Origin of the sequence: Amycolatopsis balhimycina FH 1894 (genome assembly GCF_000384295.1) — a bacterium.
GTDB classification, from domain to species: Bacteria; Actinomycetota; Actinomycetes; order Mycobacteriales; family Pseudonocardiaceae; genus Amycolatopsis; species Amycolatopsis balhimycina.
The window spans coordinates 6,217,878-6,233,284 of record NZ_KB913037.1 but is presented as its reverse complement, the minus strand read 5'-3'; the positions used below and the strand labels follow the sequence as shown (position 1 = coordinate 6,233,284).

Genomic DNA, 15,407 nt, shown 5'->3' with positions numbered 1-15,407 from the left:
CTACGGAGGTCCCACACGGGTCTCAGTAGAGTCTGGTTGGACGCACATGGGTGTGCTGGGGGAAGCACGGGGTTTCACAGGGGAGGAAGCGCGTGACCGAAGAGGCTGCGCCGACCGTCCCGGCGCGGCGAAAGCAAGACACCAGCCACGGCGTCGCGATCTTCGCGCGCCGCGGCGGCAAAGTGGTGGTCTCCCTGCTGTCGGTGGCCGTCCTGGCCCTGGCCTGGTACGGCTGGAACTACATCGGCGACCCGAACACCGGGCTGACCACGACGAACGTCTTCGCCGACACCGAGGCGCACGCGAAACCGCTCGACGGCGCGATCGACATCCTGCTGGTGGGCCAGGACAGCCGCACCGACGCGCAGGGCAACCCGCTGCCCCGCGAGGTGCTGGACATGCTGCACGCCGGCGTTTCCGACGGCGAGCTGAACACCGACACGATGATCCTCGTGCACATCCCCCAGAACGGGAAGCACGCGATCGCGATCTCGTTCCCCCGCGACTCCTGGGTGGAGCTGACCGGCGGCTTCGGCAAGCACAAGCTCAACAGCGCGTTCGTCTACGCGTACACGGACACGTACCGGACGTTGCAGCGCCAGGGCATGACCGACCTCAAGGAGGCCGACGCGCAGGCGAAGGTCGCCGGGCGGAAGAACCTCATCGCCACGCTCGAGAAGTTCATCGGCAAGCCGGGCATGATCGACCGCTACGCCGAGGTCAACCTGGCGAGCTTCTACGAGATCACCAAGTCCATCGGCGGCGTCGAGGTCTGTCTCAAGGGGCCGGTCAAGGAAGTGAAGTCCGGTGTCGACCTGCCGGGCGGGCGCCAGACGATCGAAGGCGTGCAGGCGCTCGCGTTCGTCCGCCAGCGCTACGGCCTGCCGAACTACGACCTCGACCGGATCGCCCGGCAGCAGGCGTTCCTGTCCGGGCTGGCCCGCAAGGTGCTCTCGACCGACGTGCTGACGAGCCCGGTGAAGATCGCCGACCTCGTGTCGGCCGTGAAGAAGTCCGTCGTGCTGTCCCAGGGCTGGGACCTGACCGAGTTCGCCGAGCAGATGCGCGGGCTGACCGGCGGCAACATCGAGTTCCACACCATCCCCACCCTCGGCAACGCGAACATCGGCGGCGCCGACGTGCTGCGCGTCGACCAGGCCCAGGTGGCGGCGGAGGTGGCGCGGCTGACGTCGGACGGCGACACCCCAGCGGCTCCGTCGTCCTCGGCGCAGCTGCCCGGCGCGAAGGCCGTCACGATCGAGCTGTTCGACGGCTCGGGCTCGCCGACGCTGGCCGGCCAGACGCACACCATGCTGCAGGGCAAGGGCTTCACGCTGGCCGCCGACCAGCGGCTGAGCACCCGCAACACCACGGTGGTCCGCTACAACCCGGCCGACGAGTCGGCGCTGGGCCTGGTCAAGCAGGCCCTGGGTACCACGGTCCAGGCCGAGCCGGACCGGGACGTGACCGCCGGGCACGTGCGCGTCCTGCTGGGCAAGGACTTCCGGAGCTCGGCCGCCGGACCGGGTGGCGCGCCCACGTCCACGGCCGTGAAGCCGCCGGTCACCTCGGCCACCTCGGCCGCCCCCGCCGCGCTGCCGATCACGGCGGGCGACGTGCCCTGCGTCAACTAGACTGCGTACGCAGGGTGGCCGGGGAGGTAAACCAGCGTGGAAGACGAGCAGGAAGAGCCGGACGCGGCCGCCGAGACGGTGACTCAGCGCGACGATCCCGAGTGGAAGCCGTCGCCGTTCCCGCGGGTGGCTCCTTCGCCGGCGCGGCGCGCCGGCCGGGTGACCCGCCGGATCGCGGCCGGCCTGGTGTCCCTGCTCGCGCTCGGCGCCAGCGGCTACGCCTACGTCACCAAGGACCAGCTGCAGAGCACGGTCCCGACGACGGACGCGCTCACCCCGCGGGCCGGCGAACCCGCGCCGCCGCCCGCGGACGACGGCGCGGACGACATCCTGCTCGTCGGCAGCGACGCGCGGACGGACGCGCAGGGCAACCCACTGCCGGCGAAGATGCTGCGGCAGCTGCGCACCGAGGCCAACAGCGGCGCGGTGAACACGGACACGGTGATCCTGCTGCGGGTGCCGAAGAACGGCGGCAAGCCGTCGGCGGTCTCGATCCCGCGCGACACGTGGACGACCGTCCCCGGCCGCGGCCAGGCGAAGATCAACTCGGCGTACGGCATCGCGAAGGCGCACTTCGCGCAGGCGTTGCGCGGGCAGGGCGAGCGCGACCAGGCGAAGATCGAGCGCGACTCCGACACCGAGGGCCGCCGGGTCCTGGTGCAGACCGTGCAGGACCTGACACAGGTGCGGATCGACCACTACGCCGAGATCAACCTGCTGGGCTTCTACCTGCTCACCGAGGCGCTCGGCGGGGTCAAGGTGTGCCTGAACCACGCGACCGAGGACAAGGACTCGGGAGCGAACTTCCGCCGCGGCGAGCAGACGGTGTCGGGCGGCGAAGCACTGTCTTTCGTCCGGCAGCGCAAGAACCTGCCGCGCGGCGACCTGGACCGGATCGTGCGGCAGCAGGCGTTCCTGTCGTCGGCGCTGCACCAGCTGCTCTCGGCGGGGACGCTGGCCAGTCCCGGCACGCTCAACGACCTGATGGACGCGGTGCACCGTTCGCTGACCGTGGACCCGGGCCTCGACCTGCTGCAGTTCGCGCAGCAGGCGAAGGGCCTCGCCTCGGGCGACCTGACGTTCGCGACGATCCCGGTGATCACCGCGAACGGCCGCAGCGAGGACGGCCAGAGCATCGTGCAGATCGACCCGAAGGCGGTCCGCGAGGCCGTGGCGAGCTTGGCGGGCCGCACGGCGTCGGCGGCGGCCGGCGCCCCGGGCGGCGGCGGGTCGGGCAGCGGCGGGTCGGGCAGCGGCGCCGCCCCCGACGCGGCGCCGCTGCTCCAGGACTCGCCCGGAGTCCCCTGCGTCAACTGAAGTCGGCGCGGTGGTCCTCCGCCCACTGCCGGAAGGTCCGCGGCGCGTGCCCGGTGACGTCCCGCACGACGTCCGTCACCACCGAGGCCTCCCGCGTCGTCCGCTCCATCGCGCGCAGGATCTCCGGCGGCACCTCGGGCGGCCAGCCCAGTGCCGCCATCCGCCCGGCGGCCTGCTCGGGTGTCAGCTCCTCCACCCGTAGCGGCCTCCCCAGCACGTCCGCGAGGATCGCCGCCTGCTCGCGGAAGCTGATCGGCTCCGGCCCGCTCAGCTGCAGCGCCTCCCCCGCGTGCGAGCCGTCCGCCAGGATCTTCGCCGCGACGTCGCCGATGTCCCGCTCGTGGATGGCGCCGACGCGCGAGTCCGGGTACGGCGTACGGACCACACCCTCGGCGATGTCCGCGCGCCAGCCGAGGGTGTTCGTCGCGAACGAGCCCGGGTTGAGCAGCGTCTCGGCGAACGGCGCGGCGATCAGCGCCTCCTCCACCGCCCGGTGCAGGCGCGCGACGCGGCTCTGCGCGGATCGAGGCTCGAGCGTCGCGCCCGACGACAGCAGCACGACGTGCCGCACGCCGGCCGCTTCGGCCGCCTTCACGAACCCTTCGATCCCCTGCGGCCGCGTGTACAGGAACACCGACGAGACGCCCTCCAGCGCGGCGTCCAGGGTCGACGGATCCTCGAGGTCGGCGCTGACCTTGGCGACTCCGACGTCGAGCGTCGTGACGTCCCGGCTCGCGGCGCGGACGTCCTGACCTGCGGTGACGAGCGCGTCGAGCACGGCACGCCCGACGTTCCCGCGGGCGCCGGTGACGAGAACGGTCATGGAAGACCCCCAGTCCGATATAGCTTTGCTTGCAAAGCAAAGCTACTCAGTTCACTGATCGCGTGTCAACCGGCGAAGCCCGTGGTCCGCGCCTTAGCCTTGTCCCATGAGCCTGACCGACGAGCTGCTGCGGCCGCTGCTGGCCTCGCCCGCCAAACCGTTGATCACCCACTACGACGACCAGCTGGGCAGCCGCGTCGAGCTGTCCGTGGCGACGACCGCCAACTGGGCGGCGAAGACGGCCAACTGGCTGACCGAGGAGTTCGACATCGAACCGGGCGACGCCGTGGCCGTGCAGCTCCCGGCGCACTGGCAGACCGTCGGCGTCCTGCTCGGGGCCTGGTGGTGCGGGGCGCGCGTGGTGACCGAGGGCGCCGGCGCCCGGCTGGCGTTCGTCGGGCCGGACGACCCGGAGCCGACCGGCGCGGCGGCGACCGCCGTCGTGACGCTGGACCCGATGGGCCGCGGGCTGGCCGAGCCGCCGGGCGGCGGCGCGTTCGACTACCTGACGGAGTCACGGGCCGCGGGCGACCAGTACAGCCCGCTCTTCCGGATCCCCGGCGGGACGACGGCCCTCTTCGAGTCCACAGTGGACGAAGTGCTGGCCGAGGCCAGGGCGCGCGCGGCGAAACTGGGCCTCACCGCGGACGACCGCGTGCTGTCCACCCGGGAGTGGGACGGCCCGGAAGGCATCCTCGACGGCCTGCTCGTCCCCCTGGCCGCGGGCGCCCACCTGGTCCACGTGAGCAACGCCGACCCGGCGAAGCTGGCCGCCCGCCGCGACGCCGAACGCACCACGGCCGACCTCCCGGCGTAAAGCCGTGAAGGCCACCTTCAGGAACTTGAAGTTCCTGAAGGTGGCCTTCACGGACTTGAGGTCAGGCGTTCTGGAGTTCGCCGACGCCGGCGTCGCGGCGGGCGCGCTTGCGGCCCCACAGCAGGTGGTCGAGCGAGAGCCGGCCGCCGTTGAAGCCGAGGGCGAGGCCGGCGAGCGCGAGCACCAGGACGAGTTCGTAGCCGCCCTGGCCGGTCAGGCCGTTGTCGATGTGCACCGAGAGCAGCGCGCCGACCGAGATCACGACGTAGCCGATGCCGACGAGCGGCAGCAGGAAGCCGGCGATGAACGCGAGCGAGCCGAGGATCTCGACGGTCATCGCGAAGACCGCGGCGGCCGTGGGCAGCGGGATGCCCGACATTTCGAAGAACTTCGCCGTGCCGCCGATGCCGTTGTTCCACTTCTGGAGCCCGTGCGCGAGGAAGACGACCGCGACGCCGATCCTCCCCAGCAACAGGGCCACGTCCTTGAATCGTCCGAACATCCGGTTTCAGCTCCCAGGTAGGTGAAGTTTCAACTGACCCGGCCCAAAGTAGGGCACCGGGCACCCATCTCGAAGCTCCGGACAGTGATCGACAGGAAACCGACAGGCACCACTCAGCGCTTGTGCGTCCAAGCGGCGGGGAAGCAGTAGACCCCGAACGCGGCGAGCCCCAGGGCCACCACGGTCAGCAGCACGGTGCCGAAGGGCTGGGCGGCGAGCGTCTTGAGCGCCGCGTCCAGGCCGCCCGCCTTGTGCGCGTCGGCGTTGAACCCGGCGATGGCCAGCAGGATCGCGACCACGGCGAGGACGAGACCCTTGGCGAGGTAGCCGGTGGTGCCCAGCCAGCCGACCCAGCGGCGCGACCGGCCCGGCAGCTCGGACGTGTTGAGGTCTTCGAGGAACTTCTGCTTCGCACCCTTGATCCCGGCGGCGATCGCCACCCCCAGGACGGCAGCCGCGACGAGGACGACCAAGGCCGGCCCGGCCGGCAGCGACAGCAGCTTGCCGGTGAACTCCTGCTGCTTCTGGCCGCTCGATCCGCCGCTGCTGCTGCCGGTGGCGAGCCGGAAGGCGGTGAAGCCGAGCACGAGCACGACGACACCGCGGGCGGCGGCGCCGATCCGCTTGCGCGTCCGCTTCCCGCCGCTGACCCACTCGTAGCCGGTGGCGGCCATCAGGAACTGCCACAGCCCGAAGAGGACCAGCCCGATGGCGACGACCCAGAGCAGAACCTGCCCGAACGCCGACGAGCCGATCTGCTCCAGTGCGCCCTTCTGATCCGCCTGCTCACTGCTGCCGAAGGCGACCTGCAGGGCGAGGTAGGCGAGGACAAGGTGTACGACGCCGTAGCAGGCCATGCCGGCCCGGCCGAGCAGTTGCGCGGTGTTGCTCTTCTCGCCTCTTTCGGCGGTGGCCTCTGTCCGGTTCATGCCTTCTGGGTACCCAGCCAGCCCCATGATCCGCTGGGCCGGGTGGCGCAACGTCGTTGCGACGTTGAGCCGATCCCGGGGTGGATCCGCGACCACCCGGCTACCGGCCGTCGCAGGGGACTCGAGCGGGCGCCGCCAGGATGGGACGATCCCGGGGTGGACACGCGGTTGATCGGCTACTGGTCGGACCAGGAGGTCCACCCCGGCTCACCCGAGTACACCGAACTGGGCTTCCGCGCCGACGGTTCGGGCTGGATGTACTGGGCGAGCTGGAGCACGGAGTTCGTCGTCCACCGGTTCGGCTGGCACCTCCCGGCACCGGGCATGCTGATCGGCCGGCTGCACCTGACCGTCGGCGGCGAATGGTCGATGGACGGCGGGGACGTCACGCACCTGGCCGAGTACCGGGAGGAGGTCGACACCGTCGTCGAGCTCGGCTGGGCGATCGGCCCCGGCCCGGAGCTGACCTTGGACCGCCCGCTGGACGACGCACTCGGCGGCCGGCGGTTCCGGCCCGTCGAAGAGGGCGGCACCGATCCGACGCCGGCCGGGGCCTAGGCGGGACGGCGCCGCACCTCGTCGAGGCCGGCCCAGCCGCCGTTGACCGCGAGCAGCGTCAGTACCTGTTCCGCCTGCTCGGCGAACCGGGCGAGGTCCTCGTGCAGCAGGGCCGCGCGCTCGCCGTCGAGCTGGTCGAAGTCGTCGAACCACAGCGAGATGGCCGAGCCGGCCGTGACGGCGAGCCCCTGCGTCAGGCTCAGGAACCCGGGCGACGGCTCATCGGCAGCCGCGCGGTAGGCGGTCTCGATCTCGTCGCACGCGCCCAGCAGGTCACGCAGCTGCCGGACGGCGCCGGCCGGGGTCCCATCCCAGGCGGCGGTCGGCCAGGCGCGATCGGACAGCTCGAGCCACAGCCGCCAGCCGGCGACCAGCTCGGCTTCGTCGTGGGGCGTCCAGGACGCCGGAACCGGCCAGTACATCCTTCGAGGGTGACACCGCGGAAGCCGAAATCCGCCCCGGCGGTGGGTTATGTCTCATGTGGCGAAACTCAGCCCGCCCCAGGGGCCTGACAGCCGGCGTTGACGGCCGACGCCCCCGGCACGGTGGGGCCGGGGGGCGTCGATCGAAGCGGGGGAATCAGCCCTTGAGCAGGGCGCGGGCCATGACGACCTTCTGGATCTGGTTGGTGCCCTCGTAAATCTGCGTGATCTTGGCATCCCGCATCATCCGCTCAACCGGGAAGTCCCGCGTATACCCAGCCCCACCGAAGAGCTGAACAGCATCCGTGGTCACCTCCATGGCGATATCGGACGCATAAGTCTTGGCAGCCGAAGCCATGAACCCAGCCCGCTTGTCCCCCCGCTCGGACGCGGCAGCCGAGGCGTAGACCAGGTGCCGAGCAGCCTCGATCTTCGTCCCCATGTCGGCAATCATGAACTGAACACCCTGGAACTCGGCAATGGACTTACCGAACTGCTTGCGGTCCTTCACGTACGCCACCGCCGCGTCGAGCGCGCCCTGCGCGATGCCCAGCGCCTGCGCGCCGATCGTCGGGCGGGTGTGGTCCAGCGTGCGCAGCGCCGTCTTCAGGCCCGTGCCCGGCTCGCCGATGATGCGGTCCTCGGGGATCGTGCAGTTCTCGAAGTAGATCTCGCGCGTCGGGGAGCCCTTGATGCCGAGCTTCTTCTCCTTCGGGCCCACCGAGAAGCCCGGGTCGTCCTTGTGGACGACGAACGCCGAGATGCCGTTGGCCTTCTTCTCCGCGTCCGGGTCGGTCACGGCCATCACCGTGTACCACGAAGATTCACCCGCGTTGGTGATCCAGCACTTGGTGCCGTTGAGCACCCAGTGGTCACCGTCGAGCCGGGCGCGCGTGCGCATCGACGCGGTGTCCGAGCCCGCCTCGCGCTCCGACAGCGCGTACGACGCCGAAGCCTCGCCCGACGCGATCGACGGGAGCACCAGCTTCTTCACGCTCTCCGAACCGGACAGGATGATCGGCTGGGTGCCGAGCTTGTTCACCGCCGGGATCAGCGACGCCGACGCGTCCACCCGGGCGACCTCTTCGATCACGATGCAGGCGCCCACGGCGTCCGCGCCCTGGCCGTCGTACTCCTCGCCGATGTGGACGGCGTTGAAGCCGGACTTGACCAGGGCGTTGTACGCCTCGATCGGGTAGCGCTCGTTCTCGTCGACCTCGGCCGCGTACGGCGCGATCTCCTTCTCGGACAGAGCCCGGACCGCGGCCCGCAGCTCCTCGTGCTCCTCGGCAAGCTGGTACAGGCCGTCGGTCACTTCCGGTCACCTTCTCTGCAACGTCGGGAGGGGTTCGGTCGATGTTAGCGCTCGTTCACCTGCGTCGTCCTTGTGGCGTTGACCGCAGAATTCGTATGGTCGGGTGATGCCGATCACCGCGCCGACGACGCCGCCCGGTCTGCCCGCCTCCCTCGACTACCCCGAAGTCCCGGTCGGTTCGATCCTGGCGGCGGGTGCCGCGCGCTGGGGCGACCGGACCGCCTTCGCCCACGACGGCCGAAGCCTCACCTTCACCGAGACCTACCGCGCCGCGTGCCGGTTCGCCAACGCCCTGCGCGACCGCGGCCTCGGCCGCGGCGACGTCGTGGCACTGCACCTGCCGAACTGCCTGGCCTTCCCGGTCGCCTACTACGGCACGCTGCTGGCCGGGGCCACCTTCAGCCCGGCGAACCCGCTGCTCCCGCCGGACGACCTCGCCTTCCAGCTCGCCGACTGCGAGGCCGTCGCCGTCGTGACGTACGGCCCGGTCGCGGCCGCGCTGGCGAGCGTCGCCGACCGGATCCCGGCGCGGTTCAGCGTCGTCGTCCAGCCCACCGGCGACCTGGCCGAGGGCGCTGTCGAGTTCGAGGCGTTCCACGCCGGCCAGCCGGAGACGCGCCCCGACGTCGAGGTCGACCTCTACGAAGACCTCGCGCACCTCGCCTACACCGGCGGCACCACCGGCCGGTCGAAGGGCGTGCGGCTGTCGCACCGCAACGTCGTGGTCAACACCCTCCAGCACGCCTGCTGGGCCACCGGCTCGGTACCGGCCGTGGACGCGCACGGGGACGTCACCCTCGACCAGATCGGCGGCGAGGACGAGTGGCCGTCGCGCCTGGGCAACGGCGTCGTGATCAACCTGACGCCGTGGTTCCACGCCATGGGCATCGTCGGCGGGATGAACTCGCTGGTGATCGCCGGGACCACGGTCGTCCTGCACTCGCGCTTCGACCCGGCGGCGTACGTCGCCGACGCCGAACGGCTGCGCGTCACCGGCATGGGCGGGGCTCCGGCGCTGTTCGCCGCACTGCTCGCGACGCCGTCGTTCCCCACCGCCGATCTCTCGTCGGTTCGCGCGATCGGTTCGGGTGCGGCGCCGATGAACCACGCGATGATCACCGCGCTGCGCGAGCGGTTCCCGGGCGTGGTGGTCACCGAGGGCTACGGCCTCACCGAGGCGACGATGGGCGCGGTGATCGCGCCGACGTACCGCTCGGGCACCCGCAAGGTCGGCTCGGTGGGCGTGCCGATCTTCGACACCGAGGTCAAGATCGTCCCGGCCGAGGGCGGCGAAGACCCGCTCCCCGCGGGCGAGCGCGGCGAGGTCTGCCTGCGCGGGCCGCAGATCATGCTCGGCTACCGCAACCGCCCCGAGGAGACGGCGGCCGCCCTGGCCGGCGGCTGGCTGCACACCGGCGACATCGGCGTCCTCGACACCGACGGCTACCTGGCCATCGTGGACCGCAAGAAGGACATGTTGCTGTACAAGGGGTACAACGTCTTCCCGCGCGAGCTGGAGGAGCTGCTCATCACGATGCCGGGTGTCGCGGCCGCCGCGGTCGTCGGCCGCCCCGACGTGGAGGTGGGCGAGCTGCCGGTCGCTTTCGTGGTGCCGCGGGGCTCGCTGGACGCCGGCGAGCTGATGGCCGCGGTGAACGAGAAAGTGCTGCCCTACAAGCGGTTGCGGGAGATCCACGTGGTCGAGCAGATCCCGGTGTCCGCCGCCGGGAAGGTGCTCAAGCGCGAACTGCGGCAGCAGCTGATCGGCGAGCTCGACTGAACGAGCCGCTAGTGACCCGTCTTCTCGCGCAGGGCCGCGTCCTTGTCCAGGACCAGCTTCTCCAGGTCCTGCTGGAAGCGCGCCATCTTCGCCCGCAGGCCCTCGTCGGACGCCGCCAGGATGCGGACCGCCAGGAGGCCCGCGTTGCGCGCGCCGCCGACCGAGACCGTCGCCACCGGGACGCCCGCCGGCATCTGGACGATCGACAGCAGCGAGTCCATGCCGTCGAGGTACTTCAGCGGCACCGGGACGCCGATCACCGGCAGCACCGTCGCCGAGGCCACCATGCCGGGGAGGTGGGCCGCGCCGCCCGCGCCCGCGATGATCGCCTTCAACCCGCGCGAGGCCGCCGAAGTCGCGTAGTCCAGCATGCGCTGCGGCGTGCGGTGCGCCGAGTAGACGCCGACCTCGTACTCGACGCCGAACTCGTCCAGCGCCGCGCCGGCCGCCTCCAGCACCGGCCAGTCCGAGTCGCTGCCCATGATCACGCCCACCTGCGGCGCCATACCTGATCTCCTAGTGGATCTCGTAGCCGTCGAGCCAGACGGCGTGGGACAGCCAGTGCGCCGACAGCAGCGCACGGTTGCGCAGGTCTTCCATGCGCTCGCCCGTGAAGTTGACGTGCCCGAGCTTGCGCCCCGGCCGCTCCTGCTTGCCGTAGAGGTGCACCCGCACCTCCGGGTACCGCGCGAACAGGTGGTGCAGCCGCTCGTCCGGCCCCATCTCGGGCAGCTCGGACGCGCCCAGCACGTTCGCCATCACGCACGCGGGCGCGATCAGGTCCGTCCGGCCCAGCGGGTAGTCGAGCACCGCCCGCAGGTGCTGCTCGAACTGCGACGTGCGCGCGCCGTCCATGGTCCAGTGCCCGGAGTTGTGCGGGCGCATCGCCAGCTCGTTCACCAGCAGCCCGGTGTCCGTCTCGAACAGCTCGACCGCGAGCAGCCCGGTGACGTCCAGCGTCGACGCGATCCGCAGCGCCAGGTCCTGGGCTTCGTGCACCCGGTCGTCGCCGAGCCCCGGGGCCGGGGCGAGGACCTCGGTGTTGATGCCGCCGGTCTGCACCGTCTCGACCACCGGGTACGCCGCGCCCTGGCCGAAGGGCGAGCGCGCGACGAGCGCCGCCAGTTCCCGCCGCATCGCCACCTTCTCCTCGACCAGCAGGGCCGTGCCCGCTTCGAGCAGCTCCGGCACGGTCTCGCGGGCGTGCTGCGCGGTGTCCAGCATCCAGACGCCGCGGCCGTCGTAGCCCCCGGTCGCCGCCTTGAGCACGACCGGCCAGCCGTGCTCGCCGCCGAACGCGAGCACGTCGTCCACAGTGGACACCTCGGCGAAGGCGGGGCCCGGGACGCCGAGCCCGGCCATCATCTCGCGCATCACCAGCTTGTTCTGCGCGAAGCCGAGCGCGCTCGCCGCCGGCCGGATGACGTGGCCCTCCATCGCCAGGGTGAGGAGGTGCTCGCCCGGCACGTGCTCGTGGTCGAACGTGAGCACGTCGACCGAGGCCGCGAACTTCCGCAGCGCGTCGAGGTCGGTGTGGTGTCCCAGTGTGACGTCGCCCGCGACGAGCCCCGCGGCTTCGTTCTCGCTCGCGGCGAGCACGTGCAGGGACTGGCCGAGGGAGATCGCCGCCTGGTGCGTCATCCGGGCGAGCTGGCCGCCGCCCACCATGCCCACGACGGGCAGACCGGTGTTCTTGTCCATGGTGGCCTCAGGCTACTGCGCGAGACCGGGCGCGACGGCGGCGACCTGCGCGGACCGCCGCGACATCCGCAGTTCCCGCAGCGCCAGCCCGAGGATCGCGAGCGCCGCGGCGAGCACGTAGAGGTTGCCCAGGACCGACCAGCCCAGGCCCCAGCCGAACTCCGCGTCCCCGCCGTTGGGCACGAGCATCACGATCTGCGAGGCGAACAGCACCGCGACCGCCGCCGCGGCCCACCACCGCGCCTTGACCACCAGCAGCGCGATCAAGGGCACGCACCAGACCCAGTGGTGCGACCACGACACGGGCGACAGCAGCAGCCCGTAGAACGCCGTCACGAGCAACGCGGCCGCGTTCTCACCGCGCCGGTGCAGCCGCACCACCAGCCACACCGCGGGTACGGCGAGCATCGCCGCCACCCCGGCCGCCACCGCCAGCGACCAGGGGGCCAGCGCCGAAGCCCGGTTGACCAGCCCGTTGAGCGACTGGTTGAAGATCCAGTGCACCGACCCGACCCGGCTCGGGTCGGTCGCCGAATCCCGCCAGAACCGCGCCGCGTCGACCGGGATGACCGCGAACATCACCGCTTCGAGTGCCACGAACGTGCCCACCGCGCGCAGCCCGTCCTTCCACCGGCCGGTGAAGAACAGGTGCGGCACGAAGATCAGCGGGGTCAGCTTGATCGCCGCCGCCACGCCGATCAGCACACCCGCGAACCGCGACCGCCTGGCCGACAGCACCAGGACGTCCAGCACCACGAACGCCATCAGTATCAAGTTGATCTGGCCCAGGAACAGCGTCTTCCACACCGGTTCCAGCGCCAGCGCGGCGGCCGTTCCCGCCGGCAGCGCCCACCAAGCGAGTGAGCGCCCCGGCGACGACGAAACCACCGTGATCACGACCATAACGGCGACCACCGACAAAACCGCGATCACGCCCCAGACCAGGCCCGACGGCACCAGGGCGAGCGGCAGGAACAGCGGCGCGGCGGCCGGGGTGTAGGTGAACGGCAGGCGCACCCAGCCCGGCAGCGCGGTCAGCACGTCCCGCGTGTAGAGCGGGTCGCCGTGCAGCAGGGTCAGCGCCCCCGCGCGGTACACGGCGCTGTCCGCGCCCACGTGCCAGCCGGCCAGCCAGACGACGACGCCGAGGGCGAAAACGAGAAGCGCGAGAGCCCCGGCGAGGAGACGGCCGGTGCGCGCCTCAGACGCCGGTCGCGACGTCGACATGCTCGTCCGGAGCGGCCTTCTTCCTGGCCCGCCGCTGCAGCCCCCAGCGCAGGATCAGCGCCGCGGCCAGCACGACCGGCATCAGGATGTAGGCGTCCCCCAGGATGTTCTGCCACACCTTCCAGTGCAGCTCGACGTTGCGGCCGTTCGGCAGGATCAGCAGCACGCAGCTGACGAACACGAACCCCACCAGGCCGGTCCCGACCCAGCGCTTCCACGCCGTCTTCGGGGTGGTCTTCGGCAGCCGCGAGACCAGCAGCACGATCAGCGGGATCACCCACACCCAGTGGTGGGTCCACGAGATCGGCGAGATCAGCAGCGTCCAGAACGCCGTGACCAGCAACGCGGCCAGCGCCTGGCCCTTCCGGTGGAAGCGCATCAGCAGCCACAGCGCCGGGATCGCCAGCAGGAAGCCGATGCCCATCGCCGCCTTCGATGCCCACGGCGCGAGGTCGGTGGCCCGGTTCATCAGCGCGTTCAGCGACTGGTTGCCCGCCCAGTGCACCGGCCCGATCCGGCCGGTGTCCGGCAGCGTCACGGTCCAGTACTTGGCCGCGTCGTGCGAGTTGATCAGGAACATCAGGCCCTGGAGCAGCACGAACGTCGCGAACCCGCGGATGGCGTCCATGCGGCGGCCGGTGATGAACAGGTGGCCGAGGAACACCAGCGGCGTCAGCTTGATCGCCGCCGCGACGCCGACCAGCACGCCGCCCCAGCGACTGCCGCGGGCGCCGATGACCAGCATGTCCAGCAGGATCATGGCCATCAGGATCAGGTTGATCTGGCCGAGGAAGATCGTCCGCCACACCGGCTCGAGGGCGAGGAAGACCAGGAAGAACACGATGGTCGAGCGGGCGGGCGAGGCCCACCAGCGCGGTCCGTCCGCGGCCGGGCGGGGCAGCGCGCCGATCGCGATCCGGATCGACAGCGCCATCGCCCCCAGCGAGACGGCGGTGATCAGGCCCCAGGAGATCTGCGTCGGGAACGCGGCCAGGGGGATGAACATCAGCGCGGCCGTCGGCGGGTAGGTGAACGGCAGCAGCGCCCACCACGGCTCACTGGGCAGCGTGTTGGCGTCGTAGAGGGAGTCGCCGTGCAGCAGCGTCAGGGCGCCGGCGCGATAGACCGCGCTGTCGACGCCGAGCACCCAGTCGTGCTGCCAGCCGTAGATGCCGTACCCGATCGCGACCAGCGGGATCACCGACAGGATCAGGATCGACCGCGGGCGGACGGACAGCCGGGCGAGTGACTTCCGCAGGGCCAGCCGGTGCTGGGATCTGGCCGCGACTGAGCCGTCGACGTCGGTGGATACGGTCCGGGTCACCGCACCAGGAAATCATGACCGGCCCGGTCCCGGTCGGAAGGGTCCGGGCGGAACCGAACTTTTCGCGTGTTCTAGGCCCGCGCGAGGTGGGCCAGCAGGTCGCACGCCAGCTCGTGGGTGGCGGGCAGCCGCACCGCCGACACGCGGGGCCGGCCGGCGTCCGCGAGCTGTGCGTCGACCGAAAGCCGCTCGTGCAACGCCCTTCGCAGCGCGACGCCGTGCGAAGCGACGCGCTCGTCCTTCGGGACCAGGGCCGCGACGACGGACGGCCCGAGCGAAGCGACGCTCTGCCCGCTGTCGAACACCGCCCGCAGCGCGTCCGCGACCAGGATCATCCCGGTCAGCCGCGGGAACCCGGCGACGGCGCTGAGGTCGAGCGAGACGACGAGCAGCACGTGGTCGTCGGCCGCCGGCCGCTCGCCCGCGGCGGCGGCGCGGTAGACCTCCACGAGCCGGGTCCGCAGGTAGGCCGCCGTCGGCAGGCCGGTCAGCGAGTCGGTGACCTCGGTGTGCACGAGCTGGTCGGTGGCGACGTCCGCCCAGGCCAGTGCGGTGGTCCGGAGCAGCCGCGCCGGCGTGGCGTCGACGTCCGGCACGATGAAGCCTTCGCCGCGGTGGCCGAGCACGGCGTGCAGCGCGGCGAGGTCGGCGAGGGTCTCCGCGAGCCCCGCGCCGGCCGCCGCCCGTGCCCTGGCCAGCCCGGCGAGCGCGGTTTCGGCGGCCTCGACGCGGCCCTTGGTCATCACGGCCGCGCAGACGGCGTCGACCTCGGGGAGGGCCCAGTCGCTGGGGAAGCGCCAGCCGGCGGCCAGGCTGGCCGTGCGCCAGCGCGCCCGCAGCGCGCGCAGGGAACGGTCACGCTCGGCCTGGGCGGCGCGTGGGACGTCCTCGGGGCCGGACCGCGTAGCCGGAACGTCCACTGGCCACCCGCCCCTTTCGTCCGGTCCGTGTCGATCTTGCTGGGTTCTTCACGGTGAGGACGTGTCCCGGCGGACGCCGTGACGCGTACTGACCAGTTTTTGTCGCAAAGCTTTTCCCCGGCGCAACCCGGAGGTGGG

General features: G+C 71.5%; 15 protein-coding genes. 5 read left to right on the top strand and 10 right to left on the bottom strand.

Annotated elements, in window-relative coordinates; all coding sequences use genetic code 11:
* Nucleotides 1-92 precede the first annotated feature (92 nt).
* Nucleotides 93-1,634: an LCP family protein gene (locus A3CE_RS0128510; protein ID WP_020643512.1), complete on the top strand. Its 1,542-nt coding sequence runs from the start codon at nucleotides 93-95 to the stop codon at nucleotides 1,632-1,634.
* A 36-nt stretch (nucleotides 1,635-1,670) separates the two neighbouring features.
* A complete protein-coding gene (locus tag A3CE_RS0128505) occupies nucleotides 1,671-2,951 on the top strand; it encodes an LCP family glycopolymer transferase (RefSeq protein ID WP_020643511.1) in 1,281 nt (426 codons plus the stop codon).
* Here the strand turns inward: A3CE_RS0128505 and A3CE_RS0128500 are convergent.
* The gene (locus A3CE_RS0128500) at nucleotides 2,944-3,774 is read right to left on the bottom strand and encodes an NmrA family NAD(P)-binding protein (protein WP_020643510.1); all 831 of its coding nucleotides are present in this window, start codon (nucleotides 3,772-3,774) and stop codon (nucleotides 2,944-2,946) included. The two genes, A3CE_RS0128505 and A3CE_RS0128500, sit on opposite strands and share 8 nt — an antisense overlap.
* Nucleotides 3,775-3,880: 106 nt before the next feature.
* On the opposite strand from A3CE_RS0128500, the gene A3CE_RS0128495 reads away from it, so the two are divergent.
* A complete protein-coding gene (locus A3CE_RS0128495; RefSeq protein ID WP_020643509.1) occupies nucleotides 3,881-4,591 on the top strand; it encodes a TIGR03089 family protein in 711 nt (236 codons plus the stop codon).
* 61 nt (nucleotides 4,592-4,652) lie between these two features.
* On the opposite strand, the gene A3CE_RS0128490 is transcribed toward A3CE_RS0128495, so the two are convergent.
* Entirely contained in the window at nucleotides 4,653-5,093 is a 441-nt protein-coding gene (locus A3CE_RS0128490; RefSeq protein WP_020643508.1) for a DoxX family protein, read from the bottom strand.
* Nucleotides 5,094-5,206: 113 nt separating this feature from the next.
* On the bottom strand, nucleotides 5,207-6,022 hold the full coding sequence (locus A3CE_RS0128485) for a DUF1206 domain-containing protein (protein WP_020643507.1): 816 nt from the start codon (nucleotides 6,020-6,022) through the stop codon (nucleotides 5,207-5,209).
* A 156-nt stretch (nucleotides 6,023-6,178) separates the two neighbouring features.
* Between A3CE_RS0128485 and A3CE_RS0128480 the strand changes: the two genes are divergently transcribed.
* On the top strand, nucleotides 6,179-6,580 hold the full coding sequence (locus A3CE_RS0128480; protein WP_020643506.1) for a hypothetical protein: 402 nt from the start codon (nucleotides 6,179-6,181) through the stop codon (nucleotides 6,578-6,580).
* Here the strand turns inward: A3CE_RS0128480 and A3CE_RS0128475 are convergent.
* Both A3CE_RS0128475 and A3CE_RS0128470 read right to left on the bottom strand, forming a co-directional pair.
* On the bottom strand, nucleotides 6,577-7,002 hold the full coding sequence (locus A3CE_RS0128475; protein WP_020643505.1) for a hypothetical protein: 426 nt from the start codon (nucleotides 7,000-7,002) through the stop codon (nucleotides 6,577-6,579). The genes A3CE_RS0128480 and A3CE_RS0128475 overlap by 4 nt on opposite strands.
* Nucleotides 7,003-7,159: 157 nt before the next feature.
* Complete coding sequence (locus tag A3CE_RS0128470) at nucleotides 7,160-8,317, bottom strand: acyl-CoA dehydrogenase family protein (RefSeq protein WP_020643504.1); 1,158 nt, start codon at nucleotides 8,315-8,317, stop codon at nucleotides 7,160-7,162.
* A 106-nt stretch (nucleotides 8,318-8,423) separates the two neighbouring features.
* Between A3CE_RS0128470 and A3CE_RS0128465 the strand changes: the two genes are divergently transcribed.
* A complete protein-coding gene (locus tag A3CE_RS0128465) occupies nucleotides 8,424-10,097 on the top strand; it encodes a class I adenylate-forming enzyme family protein (protein WP_020643503.1) in 1,674 nt (557 codons plus the stop codon).
* Nucleotides 10,098-10,105: 8 nt separating this feature from the next.
* Here the strand turns inward: A3CE_RS0128465 and purE are convergent, their stop codons facing one another.
* The 5 genes from purE to A3CE_RS0128440 all read right to left on the bottom strand — a co-directional run bounded on the left by purE (nucleotide 10,106) and on the right by A3CE_RS0128440 (nucleotide 15,269).
* The gene (gene purE, locus A3CE_RS0128460) at nucleotides 10,106-10,603 is read right to left on the bottom strand and encodes a 5-(carboxyamino)imidazole ribonucleotide mutase (protein ID WP_020643502.1); all 498 of its coding nucleotides are present in this window, start codon (nucleotides 10,601-10,603) and stop codon (nucleotides 10,106-10,108) included.
* A gap of 10 nt (nucleotides 10,604-10,613) precedes the next feature.
* Complete coding sequence (locus A3CE_RS0128455) at nucleotides 10,614-11,798, bottom strand: 5-(carboxyamino)imidazole ribonucleotide synthase (protein ID WP_020643501.1); 1,185 nt, start codon at nucleotides 11,796-11,798, stop codon at nucleotides 10,614-10,616.
* Between the two features lie 12 nt (nucleotides 11,799-11,810).
* Nucleotides 11,811-13,025 carry a glycosyltransferase 87 family protein gene (locus tag A3CE_RS0128450; protein ID WP_020643500.1) on the bottom strand — a complete coding sequence of 405 codons (1,215 nt, stop codon included), beginning with the start codon at nucleotides 13,023-13,025 and terminating at the stop codon, nucleotides 11,811-11,813.
* Nucleotides 13,000-14,349, bottom strand: a complete 1,350-nt coding sequence (locus tag A3CE_RS0128445) for a glycosyltransferase 87 family protein (protein ID WP_020643499.1) — start codon at nucleotides 14,347-14,349, stop codon at nucleotides 13,000-13,002. The genes A3CE_RS0128450 and A3CE_RS0128445 overlap by 26 nt, the downstream gene beginning before the upstream one ends.
* Nucleotides 14,350-14,420: 71 nt before the next feature.
* Nucleotides 14,421-15,269 carry a hypothetical protein gene (locus tag A3CE_RS0128440; protein ID WP_020643498.1) on the bottom strand — a complete coding sequence of 283 codons (849 nt, stop codon included), beginning with the start codon at nucleotides 15,267-15,269 and terminating at the stop codon, nucleotides 14,421-14,423.
* Between the last annotated feature and the right edge of the window lie 138 nt (nucleotides 15,270-15,407).

What these genes read in the sequence shown, in the direction of transcription:
- A3CE_RS0128465 (WP_020643503.1), top strand. Translation starts at nt 8,424, where the DNA reads ATGCCGATCACCGCGCCGACGACGCCGCCCGGTCTGCCCGCCTCCCTC.
- A3CE_RS0128490 (WP_020643508.1), bottom strand. Translation starts at nt 5,093, where the DNA reads ATGTTCGGACGATTCAAGGACGTGGCCCTGTTGCTGGGGAGGATCGGC.
- purE (WP_020643502.1), bottom strand. Translation starts at nt 10,603, where the DNA reads ATGGCGCCGCAGGTGGGCGTGATCATGGGCAGCGACTCGGACTGGCCG.
- A3CE_RS0128455 (WP_020643501.1), bottom strand. Translation starts at nt 11,798, where the DNA reads ATGGACAAGAACACCGGTCTGCCCGTCGTGGGCATGGTGGGCGGCGGC.
- A3CE_RS0128475 (WP_020643505.1), bottom strand. Translation starts at nt 7,002, where the DNA reads ATGTACTGGCCGGTTCCGGCGTCCTGGACGCCCCACGACGAAGCCGAG.
- A3CE_RS0128485 (WP_020643507.1), bottom strand. Translation starts at nt 6,022, where the DNA reads ATGAACCGGACAGAGGCCACCGCCGAAAGAGGCGAGAAGAGCAACACC.
- A3CE_RS0128450 (WP_020643500.1), bottom strand. Translation starts at nt 13,025, where the DNA reads ATGTCGACGTCGCGACCGGCGTCTGAGGCGCGCACCGGCCGTCTCCTC.
- A3CE_RS0128500 (WP_020643510.1), bottom strand. Translation starts at nt 3,774, where the DNA reads ATGACCGTTCTCGTCACCGGCGCCCGCGGGAACGTCGGGCGTGCCGTG.
- A3CE_RS0128495 (WP_020643509.1), top strand. Translation starts at nt 3,881, where the DNA reads ATGAGCCTGACCGACGAGCTGCTGCGGCCGCTGCTGGCCTCGCCCGCC.